Below are 15,777 nucleotides of genomic sequence, written 5' to 3' on the forward strand. Positions count from 1 at the left end.
AAATACGATGCCGTGCCCTGCCCCGGGCCGATCTGTGGAATTCTTGGTCCATGTCCGTTCCTCCGTCGCAGCGCATCGCGCTCATCGTCGAGGACGATCCGGACATCCGCGAGCTGCTCTCCATCACGCTGAGGATGAACGGCTTCACCACCGTGGAGGCAGCGACCGGCCATGAAGGGCTCGCCGCGCTGAAGCAGTACCGGCCCGACCTCATCACCCTCGACCTCAATCTGCCGGACCTCGACGGCGTCGAGGTCTGCCGCCAGTGCCGCGCCGTGAGCGACGCGTACATCGTCATGGTCACGGCGCGGCAGGACGAGATCGACCGGCTGGTCGGCCTCGAGACCGGCGCGGACGACTTCATCGGCAAGCCCTTCAGCCCCCGGGAGCTCTCCGCCCGTGTCTCGGCCATGTTCCGCCGGCCCCGCACCGGTGCGGCGGCGGCCGTGCCCGACGCCGTTCCGGCTGCGGAGGAATGCAACGAGATGCTGCGCCACAACGATCTCCTGATGGACGTCGAGGGCCGCGTCGTCACGCTGGACGGGCAGGAGCTCCCCCTGACCCGCATCGAGTTCGATCTCCTCGAGACGCTCATGACCGGAGCCCAGCGCGTCTGGACCCGGGAGGCGCTGCTCACCCGGGTGTGGGGAGACGGCTGGGGCCAGGACCACCACCTGGTGGAGGTGCACATCCGCAATCTGCGGAAGAAGCTCGGCGAGGACATGAGCAATCCGCGCTTCATCCGCACCGTGCGCGGCGTGGGCTACCGCATGATGCCGAACGAATCACCCCGCTGACTCCCTGATCCCCGGACGCGATGCGGGCGGCCGGTGCATCGGTGAAACACTGGAGGCGTGGCTCACCTCGACATCTCCGGCATCGACTACTTCCTCTCCGACGGCAGGCAACTGCTGAACGGTGTGGCCTTCAAGGTCGGCGACGGGCACAAGACGGCCCTGATCGGGCCCAACGGGACGGGTAAGACGACACTCCTGCGCATCGTCTCCGGCGATCTCTCCCCGGACGAGGGTTCCGTGAACCGCTCCGGTGCCATGGGCATCATGCGGCAGTTCGTCGGTCAGGTGCGCGACGACACCACGGTCCGGGACCTCCTGGTCTCGGCGGCGCCGCCCGTCCTCGCCGCCGCAGCGCAGAGGATCGACGACGCCGAGCTCGCCATGATGGAGGCCGACGACGAGCCCACGCAGATGGCCTATGCCCAGGCGATCGCCGACTGGGGCGACGCCGGCGGGTACGAACTCGAAACGACCTGGGACGAAGTCACCATGGCCGCCCTGGGCGTCCCCGTCGACCGCGCACAGAACCGGGCGGCGTCGTCGCTCTCCGGCGGTGAGCAGAAGCGCCTGGTGCTGGAGGCCCTGTTCTCCGGTCCTGACGAGCTGCTGCTCCTCGACGAGCCGGACAACTACCTCGACGTGCCCGGGAAGCGCTGGCTGGAGGCGAAGCTCCGCGACTCGAAGAAGTCGGTGCTGTTCGTCAGCCACGACCGCGAACTGCTCGCGAATGCCGCCACGCGCATCGTCACGCTGGAGCCCGGGGCGCTCGGGGCGTCCTCCTGGACGCACGGCGGCGGCTTCGAGACCTACCTGAAAGCGCGGGAGGACCGGAATGCCCGGTTCGAGGAGCTGCGCAAGCGCTGGGACGAGGAGCACGTCAAGCTCAAGGAACTCGTCAACATGTACAAGAACAAGGCGGCCTTCCGCTCGGACATGGCCAACCGGTACCACGCGGCGCAGACCCGCCTGGCGAAGTTCCTCGAGGCGGGTCCGCCGGAGGCCATCCCGCTCGAGCAGAACGTCTCGATGCGGCTGCAGGGCGGTCGGACCGCCAAGCGTGCCGTCGTCGCCCGGGACCTCGAACTGACCGGCCTCATGAAACCCTTCAGCACCGAGGTCTGGTTCGGCGACCGCGTGGGTGTGCTCGGGTCCAACGGCTCCGGGAAGTCGCACTTCCTGCGCCTGCTCGCGGGTGGCGGCTCCGACCCGGACAAGGAGCACCTGCCGGTGTCCGACGTCGACATCAGGGAGGTGCCGCACGAGGGCTCCGTGAAGCTCGGGGCGCGTATCCGCCCCGGGTTCTTCGCGCAGACGCATTCGCGGCCCGACCTGCTCGGGCGCACGCTGATCGACATCCTGCACCGCGGTGACGAGCACCGTTCCGGGCTCGGGCGGGAGGCGGCGTCCGCCGTCCTGGACCGCTACGGCCTCGCCCCGCAGGCCGAGCAGCCCTACGACTCCCTCTCCGGGGGGCAGCAGGCGCGCCTGCAGATCCTGCTCCTCGAACTGTCCGGGGCGACGCTCCTCCTGCTCGACGAGCCGACCGACAACCTCGACCTCCACTCGGCCGAGGCACTCGAACGCGCCATCGACTCCTTCGAGGGGACCGTGATGGCCGTGACCCACGACCGGTGGTTCGCGCGGAGCTTCGACCGCTTCCTCGTGTTCGGTTCCGACGGCAAGGTCTACGAGACCAAGGAGCCCGTCTGGGACGAGAGCCGCGTGGTCCGGGCGCGCTGAGGCAGCCCGTCCACACGCTCTCCACAGGGTTGTCCACACTTTGTGGACAACCCTGTGCCACACGCGGGTCGTTTGGTGCGCGACCCGGAGCGGCTTAGCGTTACTCCCGTGACATCAACCGTCCGGGCAGCCATGCTCGCCACCTACGCCATCTTCGGCCTGAACGGCCTCGTCTTCGCGAGCTGGGCGGCCCGGATCCCCGCGGCGTCGACCACGCTCGGCCTCGGATCGGGGCAGATGGGCGGCCTCCTGCTCGTCGGCGCGATCGGTTCGGTCCTGGCCCTCCCGCTGGCCGGCATCATCGCCGCCCGCGTCGGCACCGCGAACACCGTCAGAATCGGCGGCGTGGCCGCCACCGTCGCCGCCAGCACCGTCGCCCTGGGCCTCGGAGTCGTCTCGGTCCCCGTGGTGGCGGTCGGATTGTTCCTGTTCGGGTGCGGCATCGCGCTGTGGGACGTGGGCCAGAACATCGAGGGTGCCGACGTCGAACGGCGGGTCGGTCGGACCATTATGCCGCGCTTCCACGCCGCGTTCAGCGGCGGAGCCTTCGTCGGGGCGCTCGTGGGTGCGGGACTCTCCGCCCTGCAGGTGTCGCTCTCCGCGCATCTCGTCGCCATCGCGATCCTCAGCCTGGCGGTGTCGCAGTGGACACCCCGCCACTTCCTGCCGGAAGCCCACGATGCTGCCGCTGCCGCTCACGGCGAGGGCCGCCCGCGCGGTTTCGGGGCCTGGGGGGAACCTCGCACCCTGCTGATCGGTCTCGTGGTGCTCGGCGCGGCGCTGACGGAGGGAGCGGCGAACGACTGGGTGGCGAAGGCCAGTGTGGACGGACTGGGTACCAGCGAGAGCACGGGCGCCATCATGTTCGCAGTCTTCGTCGCCGCGATGACGGCTCTGCGCTTCGTGGGTGGCCCGCTGATCGACCGCTTCGGTCGGGTCCGCGTGCTGCAGGCGAGCCTGGGCTCCTCGCTCGCGGGCCTCGTCCTGTTCGTCGTGGCCCCCAACGTCCCGCTCGCCGCCGTCGGCGCCATCCTGTGGGGCGCGGGCGCGGCCCTCGGTTTCCCGATGGGGATGTCGGCAGCCGCCGACGAGCCGGAGCGCGCGGCGGCCCGCGTGTCCGTGGTCTCCACGATCGGCTACACGGCGTTCCTCGCGGGCCCCCCGCTCATCGGGTTCCTCGGCGACGCCGTCGGCATCCGGAACGCGCTGCTGGCGGTCGGCGTCGCCGTCCTCGCCTCCTTCCTGGTGGCCCCCGCGGCGCGCGAACGCCCGGCGACCGTGGTCCGGACCCTCCCGGACGCCGGCCCTCCCGACGACGCACCAATGCGGACAGCTTCTGACCAGCGTCCCTAGGAACACGCGGTACCCGGTTCTACCCTTTCTGCATGACGATTATCGAGGCAGAAGGTCTGAAGAAGACCTATTCGTCGAAGAGCGGGCCCGTCCACGCGCTCGACGGCATGAATCTCTCCGTTCCGCAGGGAACGGTCAAGGCCCTGCTGGGCCCCAACGGCGCAGGCAAGACCACGGTGGTCAAGATCCTGACCACTCTCATCCAGCCGACAGCCGGCAGGGCCCAGATCGACGGCATCGACGTGCTGCGGGACCCGAAGGCGGCGCGGCGCATCATCGGGGTGTCCGGGCAGTACTCGGCGGTCGACGAGAATCTCACCGGGTTCGAGAACCTCGAGATGGTGGGACGGCTCTATCATCTCGGCGCGAGCGCATCCAAGCGGCGGGCCCGGGAGCTGATCGACCAGTTCGAACTGACGGAGGCCGGTAACCGTCCGGTCAAGGGGTTCTCCGGCGGCATGCGACGGCGGATCGACCTGGCGGGCGCGCTCGTCAACAACCCGAAGATCCTGTTCCTGGACGAACCCACCACGGGGCTCGATCCCCGGAGCCGGCTGTCCCTCTGGGGCATCATCAAGGACCTCGTGCGGGACGGCACCACCCTGCTGCTCACCACGCAGTACCTGGAGGAGGCGGACCAGCTCTCCGACGACATCGCGGTGATCGACGGCGGCAAGGCGATCGCCGAGGGCACGGCGGATCAGCTCAAGGCCCAGATCGGCGGACACCGCGCTGTGGTCTCGCTCGTCCATGCGTCCGACGCCGCGTCCGCGCGCGAGATCCTCGGGCGGCACGGGGACGGCGAGCCGCTCGTCGGTGACGACGGTCGGAGCATCGAGGTGGCCGTGAGCGACGGCCCGCGCGCGCTGCAGTACATCCTGTCGGATCTCGGCGAGAGCGGTATCGAACTGCACGACGCCGGCATGCGGCGCCCCAGCCTCGACGACGTCTTCCTGACCCTCACCGGTCGGCACGCCGAGGACGCCGGTAGCACCGACGCATCGACCCAGAAGGAGACCGCAGCATGAGTGTCCTGGCACCCGAGGGCCGGCAGCCCGAGAACCGGCAGGATCCCGCATCGAATCACACCGTGGAGCCGCCGTCCGAACTCGCGATGTGGTTGTCCGACGGCTGGACCGTCACCAAGCGCAATCTCACCAAGCTCAAGCGATCACCGGACATGCTGGTCTTCGCGATCCTGCAGCCCATCATGTTCGTGCTGCTGTTCAGCCAGATCTACGGCGGTTCCATCCAGGTGGAGGGCAGCGACTACACGCAGTACCTCATGGCCGGCATCTTCGCGCAGACGGTGATCTTCGGGTCCACGTTCTCCGGCTCGGCGATGGCCCAGGACCTGAAGGACGGCATCATCGACCGCTTCCGCACGCTGCCGATGAGCTCCTCCGCGGTACTGATCGGCCGCACCAACAGCGACCTCGTGCTGAACGCGCTATCGGTGATCATCATGATGGGGACAGGGCTGCTGGTCGGCTGGCGGGTGAACACCTCGGTGAGCAGCGCGCTCGCGGGGATCGGGCTCCTCCTGCTCTTCTCCTACGCCTTCAGTTGGGTCATGGCGCTGCTCGGGATGTCGGTCAAGTCCCCGGAAGTCATCAACAACGCCTCCTTCATGGTCCTGTTCCCGCTGACGTTCATCTCGAACGCCTTCGTGCAATCGCAGACCCTGCCGGCCCCGCTCGAGGCGTTCGCCAACTGGAATCCCGTCTCCGCCCTCGTCCAGGCTGTCCGCGAACTGTTCGGCAACACGGGAACAGTTCCGGTCCCGGATGCCTGGCCCATGCAGAACGCCCTGCTGACGGTCCTGATCGGCGTCGTCCTGATGCTCGTGATCTTCGTCCCCCTCTGCATCCGGAAGTTCGCCTCGATCAGCTCCCGCTGACGCGGGCGCCGGCGAGGGCCGGTGCCGGGTCGGTGCCGGGTCGTCCGAAAGAAGTACGGAGGCCCCAGCGGTGATCATCCCTGGGACCGGTGACCCGTCACGGTCCCAGGCCTACTGTTGATGGTGACGGTTCACGCACGCGGGGCAGTCGCCACCACCAGCCGAAGGACACATCATGATCGAGGCACAGGCCCTGTCGAAGCGGTACGGAGCGAAAACGGCCGTCGACGCCGTCTCGTTCACCGTGCATCCGGGGAAGGTCACCGGGTTCCTCGGCCCGAACGGCGCGGGCAAGTCCACCACCATGCGCATGATCGTGGGACTGGACAACCCGAGCGGCGGCCGGGTCACCGTGAACGGCAAGCCCTACGCCCAGCACCGGGCACCCCTGCGGGAGGTGGGTGCGCTGCTCGACGCGAAAGCCGTCCACACCAAGCGCTCCGCCTACAACCACCTCCGCGCCATGGCCGCCACGCACGGCATTCCGGACAGCCGGGTCAGGGACGTCATCGAACTCACCGGCCTCGGGCCGGTCGCCAAAAAACGCGTGGGGGGATTCTCCCTCGGGATGGGTCAGCGCCTCGGCATCGCGGCGGCTCTTTTGGGCGATCCGCACACCGTGATCCTCGACGAGCCCGTCAACGGCCTGGATCCCGAGGGTGTCCAGTGGGTCCGCCATCTCGCCAAGGGCCTGGCCTCGGAGGGCCGCACGGTCTTCCTGTCCTCGCACCTCATGTCGGAGATGGCACTGACAGCCGACCACCTGATCGTGATCGGTCGCGGACGGATCATCGCCGACGCGCCGATCCAGTCGATCATCGACGGCCAGGGCCGAGCCCGGGTGCGTGTGCGGGCCGATCGTCCCCAGGACCTCCTCGGAAGCCTCGCCGGTGAAGGTGTCTCCTCCCAGATCCTCGAGCCGGAACTCATCGAGATCACCGGCGTCGACGCTCGTCGCATCGCGGAGGTCGCGCTGCGCGAACGCGTCCTCGTCTACGAGCTGACGCCCTTGCAGGTATCCCTCGAGGACGCCTACATGCAGCTCACGCAGACCGAGGTCGAGTACCAGTCACACGACCTGCCGAACGTCCAGGACGCGGCCGAGCAGGTTCCCGCCCCAGTGGAAGGACGCTGATCATGGCCACCCCCACCTCCCAGGTTCCCGCCGCCCAGCGGCCCCGCCGGCAGCGCGAGTCAGGGCCCGGCGTGAACTTCGGCCGCGTGCTGAAATCCGAGTGGATCAAGGTCACCACGATCCCCTCGACCGTCATCCTCATCGCCACGACGGTCATCGTCATGGTGGGTATCGCGGCCCTGCTCGCCTGGCAGACCACCTTCCTCTTCGACGCGCAGAGCAACCCCGAGATGGCCGCGCAGATGCAGGGTGCCCCCGACGCAGCGGAGATCTCCCGAGACATCCCGGGATCCGGGCTGATCTTCGGACAACTCCTCATGGCATCCCTCGCCGTCGTGCTCATCGCCTCGGAGTGGGGCACCGGGATGATCCGCTCCACCATGGTGGCCGTTCCGAACCGTACCTCCGCCCTCCTCGCGAAGCAGCTCATCATGGCAGTGATCTCCTTCCTGGTCGGGGCAGGGTCCGCGCTGATCAGCTACTTCATCGCGCAACCGATCCTCGGTTCCGCGGATCTGGGCTTCAGTCTCGACGCCGACGGCGCGCTGCTGCACATCATCAACACCGGGTCCGTCCTCGCTCTGGTCTCCGTCTTCGCGATGTCCGTCGGTACGCTCATCCGCAATACGGCCGGCGGCGTGGTCACCTCCATCGGCGTCCTGCTGGTCCTGCCGATCCTCGTCGCCATCTTCGGCGGCAGCACGGAATGGGTCGCGGACGCAGCGCGCTTCCTTCCCAGCTCGGGAGGAGAGCAGATGGTCGCCACCACCATCCAGGACGGCGACTTCAACCAGTGGCAGGGCGCCCTGATCCTCGGAGGCTGGTCCCTCCTTCTCCTCGCGGTATCCCTCGTGGTGACCAAGAAGCGGGACGTGTAGGGCGTGCCTTCCCCGAGCGCCTCATGACATGACGCCATGAGCCAGGAACCCTTGGTGAAGGAGACCGCGGAACGAACGGCCGCTGTCTCCTTCACCGAGCTCAATGCCCGCCGGCTCGGTCCCATCCGGCGGTACTTCCGTAAGCATGCACGGGCCATGGACGCCGTCGTGGTCCTCGTGTTCCTCCTGCTGTCCCTCCCCAACGCACTGATCCTCGTGGTGCAGGACGGCTCCGCCCTCGGCCTTGCCGGGGTTGCGCTGAGTGCCGCGGCACTGGTCTTCCGGCGCGACCGGCCCGTGGCCGTCCTCGGTTTCGTGGCCCTCCTCGACATCCCCGTCAGCCTGGTGACGGACGGCGCCGGAAGCAGTGGCGTGGCGACCACGTTCGCGCTCTACACCGTCGCGGTGATGTACCCGATGCGGTGGGCCCTGATCGCGGGTGTCGCAGCCACCGTGTTCTCGGTGGGCGCCCTCTTCGTCCTCCCCGTCGACCTCTTCGCGGGCGCGCCCGGCGCCCGGTGGGTCCTCGCCGGATTCGTCGTGATGTTCCTGGCCATCGCCGTGGGGATCGGGGTCACCGTCCGCCGGGACAGGGACCACGAGAGCAAGCTGCGCGAGTGGGCAGCCCGCAACGCGGAGCTGGCCTCCGCGGGAGAGCGGAACCGCATAGCGCGCGAGATGCACGACGTCGTCGCACACTCGCTGACGGTCATGGTGGCGCTGTCCGACGGTGCCGCCGTCGTCATGAAGCGGGACCCGGAGCGTGCCACCGCTGTCCTCGGAGAGCTGTCCGGTACGGGGCGCACGGCGATCGCCGACATGCGCCGGGTGCTCGGGGTGCTCCGCGCGGAAGCGGCGAGCGAGTCCCGCGAACCGCTGCCGGCGTCGAGTTCGCTGGCCCACCTCCTCGACGGCTTCCGCGCGGCGGGGCTCCCCCTGAGGGTGACCACGAGTGGACCGCGACTGCCGGAGGATCCGGCGTTCCAGCTGACCGTCTACCGGATTCTGCAGGAGTCGCTGACCAACGTCCTGCGATACGGCAAGGGCGTTACGCTGGTGGACGTCTCGATCGCCAGGACCGCGGACACCGTGTCCCTGCGGGTCGCCGACGACGGACGGGGGGCCATGGGCCCTGCCGTCTCCCTCGGGTCCGGCCAGGGCATAGCGGGCATGAGGGAACGTGCGGCGATCTACGCCGGATCGGTGGAGTTCGGGCTCCGCCAGTCGGGGGGCTGGCTGGTCGAGGTGCAACTGGCAGTCCCCGACGCCGACGGCGGTCAGGGGAACCAACGGGGGAAAGAGGAAGATGACCACGCACACCGGCAGCCCTGGACCAACCACCAGGATTCTGCTCGCCGACGACCAGCCGCTGTTGAGGATGGGCTTCCGGCTCATCCTGGAGGGTGAGCCGGATCTTCAGATCGCGGGGGAGGCCTCGACCGGTACCGAGGCCGTGCAGCTCGCGGCCGAACTGCAGCCGGACGTGGTCCTCATGGACGTGCGCATGCCCGGCGGGGACGGCATCGAGGCCACGCGGCAGATCACGGCGTCGGGGTCGTGCTCCCGCATCATCATCCTCACCACCTTCGACCTCGACGAGTACGCCTTCGCGGGCCTGCAGGCCGGGGCGTCCGCTTTCCTGCTCAAGGACGTGGCGCCCGAGGACCTCGTGCACGCGGTCCGCGTGGTCGCCAGCGGCGACGCCGTCGTCGCGCCCCGGGTGACCCAGCGACTGCTCGAGACCTATGTGCGCTCACTGCCGCCTGCCCAGACGGCGCGGACACCGGATCGCCGCCTCGCGGAGCTGACGCCACGGGAGCGCGAGGTCCTGGAGGCCATCGCCGAGGGGCTCTCGAATGCGGAGCTCGCCGCACGGTTCTTCCTCTCGGAGGCCACCATCAAGACCCATGTACGGCGTATCCTCACGAAACTGGATCTGCGGGACCGCGTCCAGGCCGTGGTGTACGCGTACGAGAACGGGATCGTGGTGCCGGGCCCGGCTGCCGCTCACTGAGCACCGCCTGCCGGGCACCGTCGAGGATCGTCTACGGGCTCCCGTCCATCGAGCCGACCGGTACGCGTCCATCTGATTGAATCGGGGGATGAGCACTGCACCCGCACACATCCAGGACCTCGGCGCCTACGTCTCCGCGTCGCCGTCGAGCTTCCACGCCGTCGCCGAGGCCGGGCGACGCCTCGCCGCGGCCGGCTTCCGGCGGCTCGAGGAGCAGGACGCGTGGGAGGGAGGTGCCGGACGCTTCTTCGTCCTCCGCGACGGCGCGCTCATCGCCTGGACGGTCCCGACGTCGGCGGGCCCGGCGACGGCCTTCCACATCCTCGGCGCCCACACCGACTCACCCTCCTTCAAACTGAAGCCACGGCCGACCACCGGGAAGCTCGGGTGGCTGCAGGCCGGCGTCGAGGTGTACGGGGGGCCGCTGCTCAACTCGTGGCTCGATCGGGAGCTGGCGCTCGCGGGCCGCCTGACCCTGCTCGACGGCACCGAGCACCTCGTGGCCACCGGACCGCTGCTCCGCTTCCCGCAACTCGCCGTCCACCTGGACCGTGCGGTCAACGACGGCCTGGCGCTCGACAAGCAACGCCACATGAACCCGGTGTGGGGGCTCGGCGATCCGGCAGCTGCCGACCTCCTCGGCCTCCTCGCGACCCACGCGGATGTGGATCCTCGCGGGATCGGCGGGTTCGACGTCGTCGTCGCGGACACGCAGAAGCCCCGGGTCTTCGGATCACACGGCGAGTTCTTCGCGTCGGGCCGGCTCGACAACCTGTCCTCCGTCCATGCCGGTCTCGCCGCCATCATCGACGCTGCCGACGGCGGAGCCGACGGGCCGATCGCGGTCCTCGCCGCCTTCGATCACGAGGAGGTCGGCAGCGGGTCCCGCTCCGGTGCCAGCGGCCCCTTCCTCGAGGACATGCTGCTGCGGATCTCCCTGGGCCTCGGCGCCGGGACGGAGGAGCGGCTGCGGGCCCTGGCGTCGTCGTTCTGCGTCTCGGCCGATGCGGGCCACGCGGTGCACCCGAACTACGCCGAGCGGCACGATCCCGCGAACCTGCCCGTCCTCAACGGCGGACCGCTGCTGAAGATCAATGCGAACCAGCGGTATACGACGGACGCACCGGGAGCTGCCTACTGGGCAGCGCTGTGCTCCGCCGCCGGAGTGCCGTACCAGGAGTTCGTCTCCAACAATGTGATGCCGTGCGGATCCACGATCGGTCCGCTGACAGCGACCCGGCTGGGGATCAGGACGGTCGATGTCGGGACACCGCTGCTGTCGATGCACTCGGCGCGCGAGCTCTGCGGAGTGGAGGACCCGGGCCACCTGGCGGCCGTGACGACGGCGTTCTTCCGCGGTGATCGCTGAGCTCCCTCCACAGGAGTTCGTTCCGGCCGCGTGGTCCGGTAACATTGGTACGTCTGTGCCCCAGCCGGTCGGCGGTACCTGTCGCTGACGGCGGCCAGAACAAACGCTAAAGAACCTCCTGTTGCGGAAAGACCGCGACCGTTCAGCCCAGAGGAGGTGGGTTCACACATGCGTGCATATGAATTGATGGTAATCATCGACCCCGACGTCGAGGAACGCTCCATCGACCCAACACTCGAGAAGTTCCTGAATGTCGTCCGCAACGGCGGCGGCACCGTGGACAAGGTGGATATCTGGGGACGTCGGCGCCTCGCCTACGAGATCCAGAAGAAGACCGAGGGCATCTACGCCGTCGTCAACTTCACCGCGACCCCGGCCGTGGCAGCCGAGCTCGACCGCCAGCTGAGCCTCAACGAGACGATCATGCGTACCAAGATCATCCGTCCCGAGGAGCAGAAGGTCACCGCCGAGTAGTTCCGGCGGACAGCTCACCCACCCATCCCGCTCCGGCGGGTAGTGACTCAAGGAGGCACCATGGCAGGCGAAACAGTCATCACGGTGGTCGGCAACCTCACCAATGATCCCGAATTGCGGTTCACGCCGTCGGGATCGGCGGTCGCCAACTTCACCATCGCGTCCACTCCCCGTACGTTCGACCGCCAGACCAACGACTGGAAGGACGGCGAAACGCTGTTCCTTCGCGCGTCGGTGTGGCGTGAGGCTGCGGAGAACGTTGCCGAGACCCTGACCAAGGGAACCCGCGTGGTTGCCCAGGGCCGACTCAAGTCACGGTCGTACGACACCAAAGAAGGCGAGAAGCGCACCGTCATGGAGCTGGAGGTGGACGAGATCGGTCCATCCCTGCGCTATGCGTCCGCGAAGGTCACCCGTACCCAGCGCTCCGGCGGCGGGAACGGCGGCTCCGGCGGCGGCTTCGGCGGTAACTCCGGCTCGAACTCGGGTGGCTTCGGAGGCAACTCCGGTGGCTCGAACTCGGGATCGGGATGGGGCGGCGGCCAGCAGGCGCAGCAGCCCGCGGACGATCCGTGGGGCGCACCTGCGGGTGGAAACTCGCAGGGCTGGGGCAACGGCCCCGACTCCGAGCCTCCCTTCTAAGTACGCCCCGTACCCAGGCAGGGATTCCGGTCCCGGACCCCCTGCCGCGGTCACACCCTGTGACCTGCACTTCCCATCCCGCAGAATCGTTCTGCGGGCTCCACCAGAAAAAGGAGCACCACGATGGCTAAGGCTGAACTCCGTAAGCCCAAACCAAAGTCCAACCCCTTGAAGGCCGCTGACGTCACCGTCATCGACTACAAGGACGTAGCCCTGCTGCGTAAGTTCATTTCCGATCGCGGAAAGATCCGCGCCCGTCGCGTCACCGGCGTGACCGTGCAGGAGCAGCGCAAGATCGCCCAGGCAATCAAGAACGCCCGCGAAGTCGCCCTCCTGCCGTACTCCGGCGCCGGCCGCGGCTAGGGAAAGGGACACACCATGTCGAAGCTCATTCTGACCCAGGAAGTCACCGGACTCGGTGCCGCAGGCGATGTCGTCGAGGTGAAGAACGGTTACGCACGTAACTATCTTCTGCCCCGCGGGTTCGCCCTGATGTGGAGCAAGGGTGGCGAGAAGCAGGTCGAGTCGATCAAGGCTGCCCGCTCCGCCCGCGAGCACGCATCGCTCGAGGACGCCCAGCGCCAGGCCGCCGCACTGTCGGCGAAGCCCGTCACATTGACCGTCAAGGCGGGCGGCTCCGGCCGCCTGTTCGGCACGGTCAAGGCAGACGACGTCGCCAAGGCAGTCGAGGCCGCAGGCCTCGGCAAGATCGACAAGCGCAAGGTGGAACTGCCGGCCCACATCAAGTCGGTGGGTTCCTACCAGGCCAACGTCCGTCTCCACGAAGACGTAGCCGCAGTCATCGACCTGGACGTCGTCGCAAGCTGACACCAGGCAGGACGCACCACTGCATCACCGCATCACCACAGAAGGCCTCCGCCACGGCGGGGGCCTTCTGTCGTGAGGTCGTTGTCCCACGGGGAGGTGTGCGGGTCCCGGAGCGCGGTCCGCGCAGGGTCCGGAGGACGCCACACCTCCGTATACGGTCGTGAGCATGCGCCGCGCCCGTCCATGCCGGAGCGGTGCTGGACGGGTGCCCGGACCGTGCTGTCAGGTACGCCTGGCGGCATACGCACTGGTGCGGGGCGTGCCCGCCCGCGGCGGTCCCTTCCCGGGGCGTGGCGGGCCGCAGAGCCTTCTCCTAGGCAACCTAGTGAACAGGATCAGCGATGTTGTCAACAGCACACCTGTGGATGAGAATCGTCGCACAATTCTTTTCGTGCACAGGCTGTCGATGACGTTTCCGCAGGTCAGAGCGGGGTGGTGAGCGAAAGAACTTTGTTGTCCACAGAGTTCTCCCCATCCTGTGCACAAGACACGCCGCGTAATCCACAGCTTATTCACACTTACCCACACCCCCTGTTGGTGGAGCGCTTGGTGGCTCCGCCGCAGACCGCTAGCGTTGCGGAAGATTCCCGATAGTGAGGGTGTCGGGTGATAGGACTGACCTGTCGAACCCGGCCCGGGGTGTCCGGCTGACGTCCCGACGGCGGCCGCTTCGACAGTAGGAGAAAGGCCCTTCAGTGTCCCTGGCACACGCGGACTCGTCATCGGACACCCGCACCCCCGAATTCTCCCGGACCCCGCCGCAGGATCTCGTCGCAGAGCAATCCGTGCTGGGGGGCATGATGCTCTCGAAGGATGCCATCGCGGATTGCGTCGAGGTCCTCCGGGGGCTCGATTTCTACCGGCCCGTCCACGAGAGCATCTATGAGGCGATCATCGATCTCTACGGGCGCGGAGAGCCCGCTGACGCCGTGACCGTCTCGGACGAGCTGACCAAGCGCGGGGAGATCTCCAGGATCGGCGGTCCGGCCTATCTCCACACGCTGATCCAGTCCGTGCCCACGGCTGCCAATGCCGGTTTCTACGCCGAGATCGTGCGTGAGCGCGCCGTGCTCCGGAGGCTCGTCGATGCCGGGACGAAGATCGTGCAGCTCGGATACTCGAACGACGGCGAGGTCGACGACCTCGTCAACGCTGCTCAGGCCGAGGTGTACGCCGTGGCGGAGCGCCGGACGGCCGAGGACTATGTGGCGCTCAAGGACATCATCGAGGGCACCGTTGACGAGATCGAGTCGGCCGGCCACCGCGGTGAGGGGATGACCGGTGTTCCCACGGGTTTCTACGAGCTGGACGAGCTGACCCAGGGACTCCACGGCGGCCAGATGATCGTCGTGGCAGCACGGCCTGCCATGGGAAAGTCCACATTCGCCCTGGACTGGGCCCGCTCGGCGGCCATCAAGCACAACATGACCACGGTCTTCTTCTCCCTCGAGATGGGCCGCAACGAGATCGCCATGCGCCTGTTGTCCGCGGAGGCGACGATCGGTCTGCAGGATCTCCGCAAGGGCACCATCAAGGATGAACAGTGGGGGAAGATCGCCACGACCATGGGTCGTATGAACGATGCCCCGCTCTTCATCGACGACAGCCCGAACATGTCTCTCATGGAGATCCGGGCGAAGTGCCGACGGCTCAAGCAGCGCCACGATCTGAAGCTCGTGGTGCTCGACTACCTCCAGCTGATGTCCTCCGGGAAGCGGGTGGAGTCCCGGCAGCAGGAGGTCTCGGAATTCTCGCGTGCGCTGAAGCTGCTGGCCAAGGAACTCAACGTGCCGGTCGTCGCTCTCTCCCAGCTCAACCGTGGGTCGGAGCAGCGCACCGACAAGCGGCCGCAGGTATCCGATCTCCGCGAGTCGGGATCGATCGAGCAGGACGCCGACATGGTGATCCTGCTGCACCGCGACGACGTCTACGACAAGGAGTCAGCTCGGGCGGGTGAGGCCGACGTGATCGTGGCCAAGCACCGTAACGGCCCGACCAAGACGCTGGTCGTCGGCTTCCAGGGCCACTACTCGCGGTTCAACAACATGGCCGCGGACGGCGGCGGCTACTAGCCCCTCTTGGGGCCGAGCTCGTTGATGACGGTCTGCAGGCGGGCGCGGAGGTCCTCCGAGGCCAAGCCGTCCTCGGCCATGAGCTCGTGCTCGATGTTCTTTGCGCGCTCCAGGGCTTTCTGGCCGGCGGAGGTGATGGTGATGCGCTGGCTGCGGCGGTCAGCGGTGTTCCTCAGCCGCGTGACGAGCCCGCGCTTTTCGAGGCGGTCGAGAGTGCGGCCCACGGTCTGCGCCTGCACATGGACCAGCTGGGCGAGGCGTACACCGGTGAGTGTGCCTTCGCGTTCGAGGACCCCCAGCGTCGTCAGGCCCGCGTGGGTGATCCCGATCCCGAGGAGCTTCTCATTCCATGAGTGCTCGACGATCCTGGCGGCGGTCGTCAACAGGCGGCTGGTCGACCAATCGTTCAACTCCGGCACGATGGTGTGTCCTTCCCCTTGGTCCTACGCGATTGGTGCAGTGCATCCTGCTCTTCACTCTAGACAACTTGGCCCGAAATAGACAGCAGGCTTATCATAAAAAGTGCACGCCGGGCATGAATCCTGTGCAATCCGACGCCGGAAGACCATGGCGCT

Annotated in this window: 16 protein-coding genes; 15 read left to right on the forward strand and 1 reads right to left on the reverse strand. The window is 67.8% G+C overall.

The window, feature by feature from the left end; all coding sequences use genetic code 11:
- The first annotated feature begins 50 nt into the window (after window positions 1–50).
- The 15 genes from FJV46_RS05900 (at window position 51) to dnaB (ending at window position 15,202) form a co-directional block, all read left to right on the forward strand.
- Complete coding sequence (locus FJV46_RS05900) at window positions 51–797, forward strand: response regulator (protein ID WP_087029001.1); 747 nt, start codon at window positions 51–53, stop codon at window positions 795–797.
- Between the two features lie 57 nt (window positions 798–854).
- Window positions 855–2,537, forward strand: coding sequence for an ABC-F family ATP-binding cassette domain-containing protein (locus FJV46_RS05905; protein ID WP_087028999.1), 1,683 nt, complete (start codon window positions 855–857; stop codon window positions 2,535–2,537).
- Window positions 2,538–2,669: 132 nt separating this feature from the next.
- Window positions 2,670–3,890 carry an MFS transporter gene (locus FJV46_RS05910; RefSeq protein ID WP_087028997.1) on the forward strand — a complete coding sequence of 407 codons (1,221 nt, stop codon included), beginning with the start codon at window positions 2,670–2,672 and terminating at the stop codon, window positions 3,888–3,890.
- A 32-nt stretch (window positions 3,891–3,922) separates the two neighbouring features.
- Entirely contained in the window at window positions 3,923–4,918 is a 996-nt protein-coding gene (locus FJV46_RS05915) for an ATP-binding cassette domain-containing protein (protein ID WP_087028995.1), read from the forward strand.
- An 86-nt stretch (window positions 4,919–5,004) separates the two neighbouring features.
- Window positions 5,005–5,790: an ABC transporter permease gene (locus tag FJV46_RS05920; protein WP_087029389.1), complete on the forward strand. Its 786-nt coding sequence runs from the start codon at window positions 5,005–5,007 to the stop codon at window positions 5,788–5,790.
- Window positions 5,791–5,965: 175 nt separating this feature from the next.
- Window positions 5,966–6,925, forward strand: coding sequence for an ABC transporter ATP-binding protein (locus FJV46_RS05925; protein ID WP_087028993.1), 960 nt, complete (start codon window positions 5,966–5,968; stop codon window positions 6,923–6,925).
- 2 nt (window positions 6,926–6,927) lie between these two features.
- Window positions 6,928–7,803, forward strand: a complete 876-nt coding sequence (locus FJV46_RS05930) for an ABC-2 transporter permease (RefSeq protein ID WP_087028991.1) — start codon at window positions 6,928–6,930, stop codon at window positions 7,801–7,803.
- A gap of 36 nt (window positions 7,804–7,839) precedes the next feature.
- Entirely contained in the window at window positions 7,840–9,210 is a 1,371-nt protein-coding gene (locus tag FJV46_RS05935; RefSeq protein ID WP_087028989.1) for a sensor histidine kinase, read from the forward strand.
- On the forward strand, window positions 9,110–9,817 hold the full coding sequence (locus FJV46_RS05940; protein ID WP_087028987.1) for a response regulator: 708 nt from the start codon (window positions 9,110–9,112) through the stop codon (window positions 9,815–9,817). Before FJV46_RS05935 ends, FJV46_RS05940 begins: the two co-directional genes overlap by 101 nt.
- Window positions 9,818–9,905: 88 nt before the next feature.
- The gene (locus FJV46_RS05945; protein WP_087028985.1) at window positions 9,906–11,186 is read left to right on the forward strand and encodes a M18 family aminopeptidase; all 1,281 of its coding nucleotides are present in this window, start codon (window positions 9,906–9,908) and stop codon (window positions 11,184–11,186) included.
- 168 nt (window positions 11,187–11,354) lie between these two features.
- Entirely contained in the window at window positions 11,355–11,660 is a 306-nt protein-coding gene (gene rpsF / locus FJV46_RS05950) for a 30S ribosomal protein S6 (RefSeq protein WP_087028983.1), read from the forward strand.
- A 60-nt stretch (window positions 11,661–11,720) separates the two neighbouring features.
- Window positions 11,721–12,302: a single-stranded DNA-binding protein gene (locus FJV46_RS05955; protein WP_087028981.1), complete on the forward strand. Its 582-nt coding sequence runs from the start codon at window positions 11,721–11,723 to the stop codon at window positions 12,300–12,302.
- Window positions 12,303–12,425: 123 nt separating this feature from the next.
- Window positions 12,426–12,665 carry a 30S ribosomal protein S18 gene (gene rpsR / locus FJV46_RS05960; RefSeq protein WP_005273147.1) on the forward strand — a complete coding sequence of 80 codons (240 nt, stop codon included), beginning with the start codon at window positions 12,426–12,428 and terminating at the stop codon, window positions 12,663–12,665.
- Between the two features lie 15 nt (window positions 12,666–12,680).
- Window positions 12,681–13,130 carry a 50S ribosomal protein L9 gene (gene rplI / locus FJV46_RS05965; protein ID WP_043442543.1) on the forward strand — a complete coding sequence of 150 codons (450 nt, stop codon included), beginning with the start codon at window positions 12,681–12,683 and terminating at the stop codon, window positions 13,128–13,130.
- Window positions 13,131–13,825: 695 nt separating this feature from the next.
- A complete protein-coding gene (dnaB, locus tag FJV46_RS05970) occupies window positions 13,826–15,202 on the forward strand; it encodes a replicative DNA helicase (protein WP_087028979.1) in 1,377 nt (458 codons plus the stop codon).
- Here dnaB and FJV46_RS05975 read toward each other — a convergent pair.
- Window positions 15,199–15,621 carry a MarR family winged helix-turn-helix transcriptional regulator gene (locus FJV46_RS05975; RefSeq protein ID WP_158250149.1) on the reverse strand — a complete coding sequence of 141 codons (423 nt, stop codon included), beginning with the start codon at window positions 15,619–15,621 and terminating at the stop codon, window positions 15,199–15,201. The genes dnaB and FJV46_RS05975 overlap by 4 nt on opposite strands.
- Between the last annotated feature and the right edge of the window lie 156 nt (window positions 15,622–15,777).

It is taken from the genome of Arthrobacter agilis, from assembly GCF_006494655.1.
Classification (GTDB): domain Bacteria; phylum Actinomycetota; class Actinomycetes; order Actinomycetales; family Micrococcaceae; genus Arthrobacter_D; species Arthrobacter_D agilis.

Bases quoted from the DNA above. Each gene is read 5' to 3' on its own strand.
- FJV46_RS05900 (WP_087029001.1), top strand. From the start codon at position 51: ATGTCCGTTCCTCCGTCGCAGCGCATCGCGCTCATCGTCGAGGACGAT.
- FJV46_RS05910 (WP_087028997.1), top strand. From the start codon at position 2,670: ATGCTCGCCACCTACGCCATCTTCGGCCTGAACGGCCTCGTCTTCGCG.
- FJV46_RS05915 (WP_087028995.1), top strand. From the start codon at position 3,923: ATGACGATTATCGAGGCAGAAGGTCTGAAGAAGACCTATTCGTCGAAG.
- FJV46_RS05920 (WP_087029389.1), top strand. From the start codon at position 5,005: ATGTGGTTGTCCGACGGCTGGACCGTCACCAAGCGCAATCTCACCAAG.
- FJV46_RS05925 (WP_087028993.1), top strand. From the start codon at position 5,966: ATGATCGAGGCACAGGCCCTGTCGAAGCGGTACGGAGCGAAAACGGCC.
- FJV46_RS05930 (WP_087028991.1), top strand. From the start codon at position 6,928: ATGGCCACCCCCACCTCCCAGGTTCCCGCCGCCCAGCGGCCCCGCCGG.
- FJV46_RS05935 (WP_087028989.1), top strand. From the start codon at position 7,840: ATGAGCCAGGAACCCTTGGTGAAGGAGACCGCGGAACGAACGGCCGCT.
- FJV46_RS05940 (WP_087028987.1), top strand. From the start codon at position 9,110: ATGACCACGCACACCGGCAGCCCTGGACCAACCACCAGGATTCTGCTC.
- FJV46_RS05945 (WP_087028985.1), top strand. From the start codon at position 9,906: ATGAGCACTGCACCCGCACACATCCAGGACCTCGGCGCCTACGTCTCC.
- rpsF (WP_087028983.1), top strand. From the start codon at position 11,355: ATGCGTGCATATGAATTGATGGTAATCATCGACCCCGACGTCGAGGAA.
- FJV46_RS05955 (WP_087028981.1), top strand. From the start codon at position 11,721: ATGGCAGGCGAAACAGTCATCACGGTGGTCGGCAACCTCACCAATGAT.
- rpsR (WP_005273147.1), top strand. From the start codon at position 12,426: ATGGCTAAGGCTGAACTCCGTAAGCCCAAACCAAAGTCCAACCCCTTG.
- rplI (WP_043442543.1), top strand. From the start codon at position 12,681: ATGTCGAAGCTCATTCTGACCCAGGAAGTCACCGGACTCGGTGCCGCA.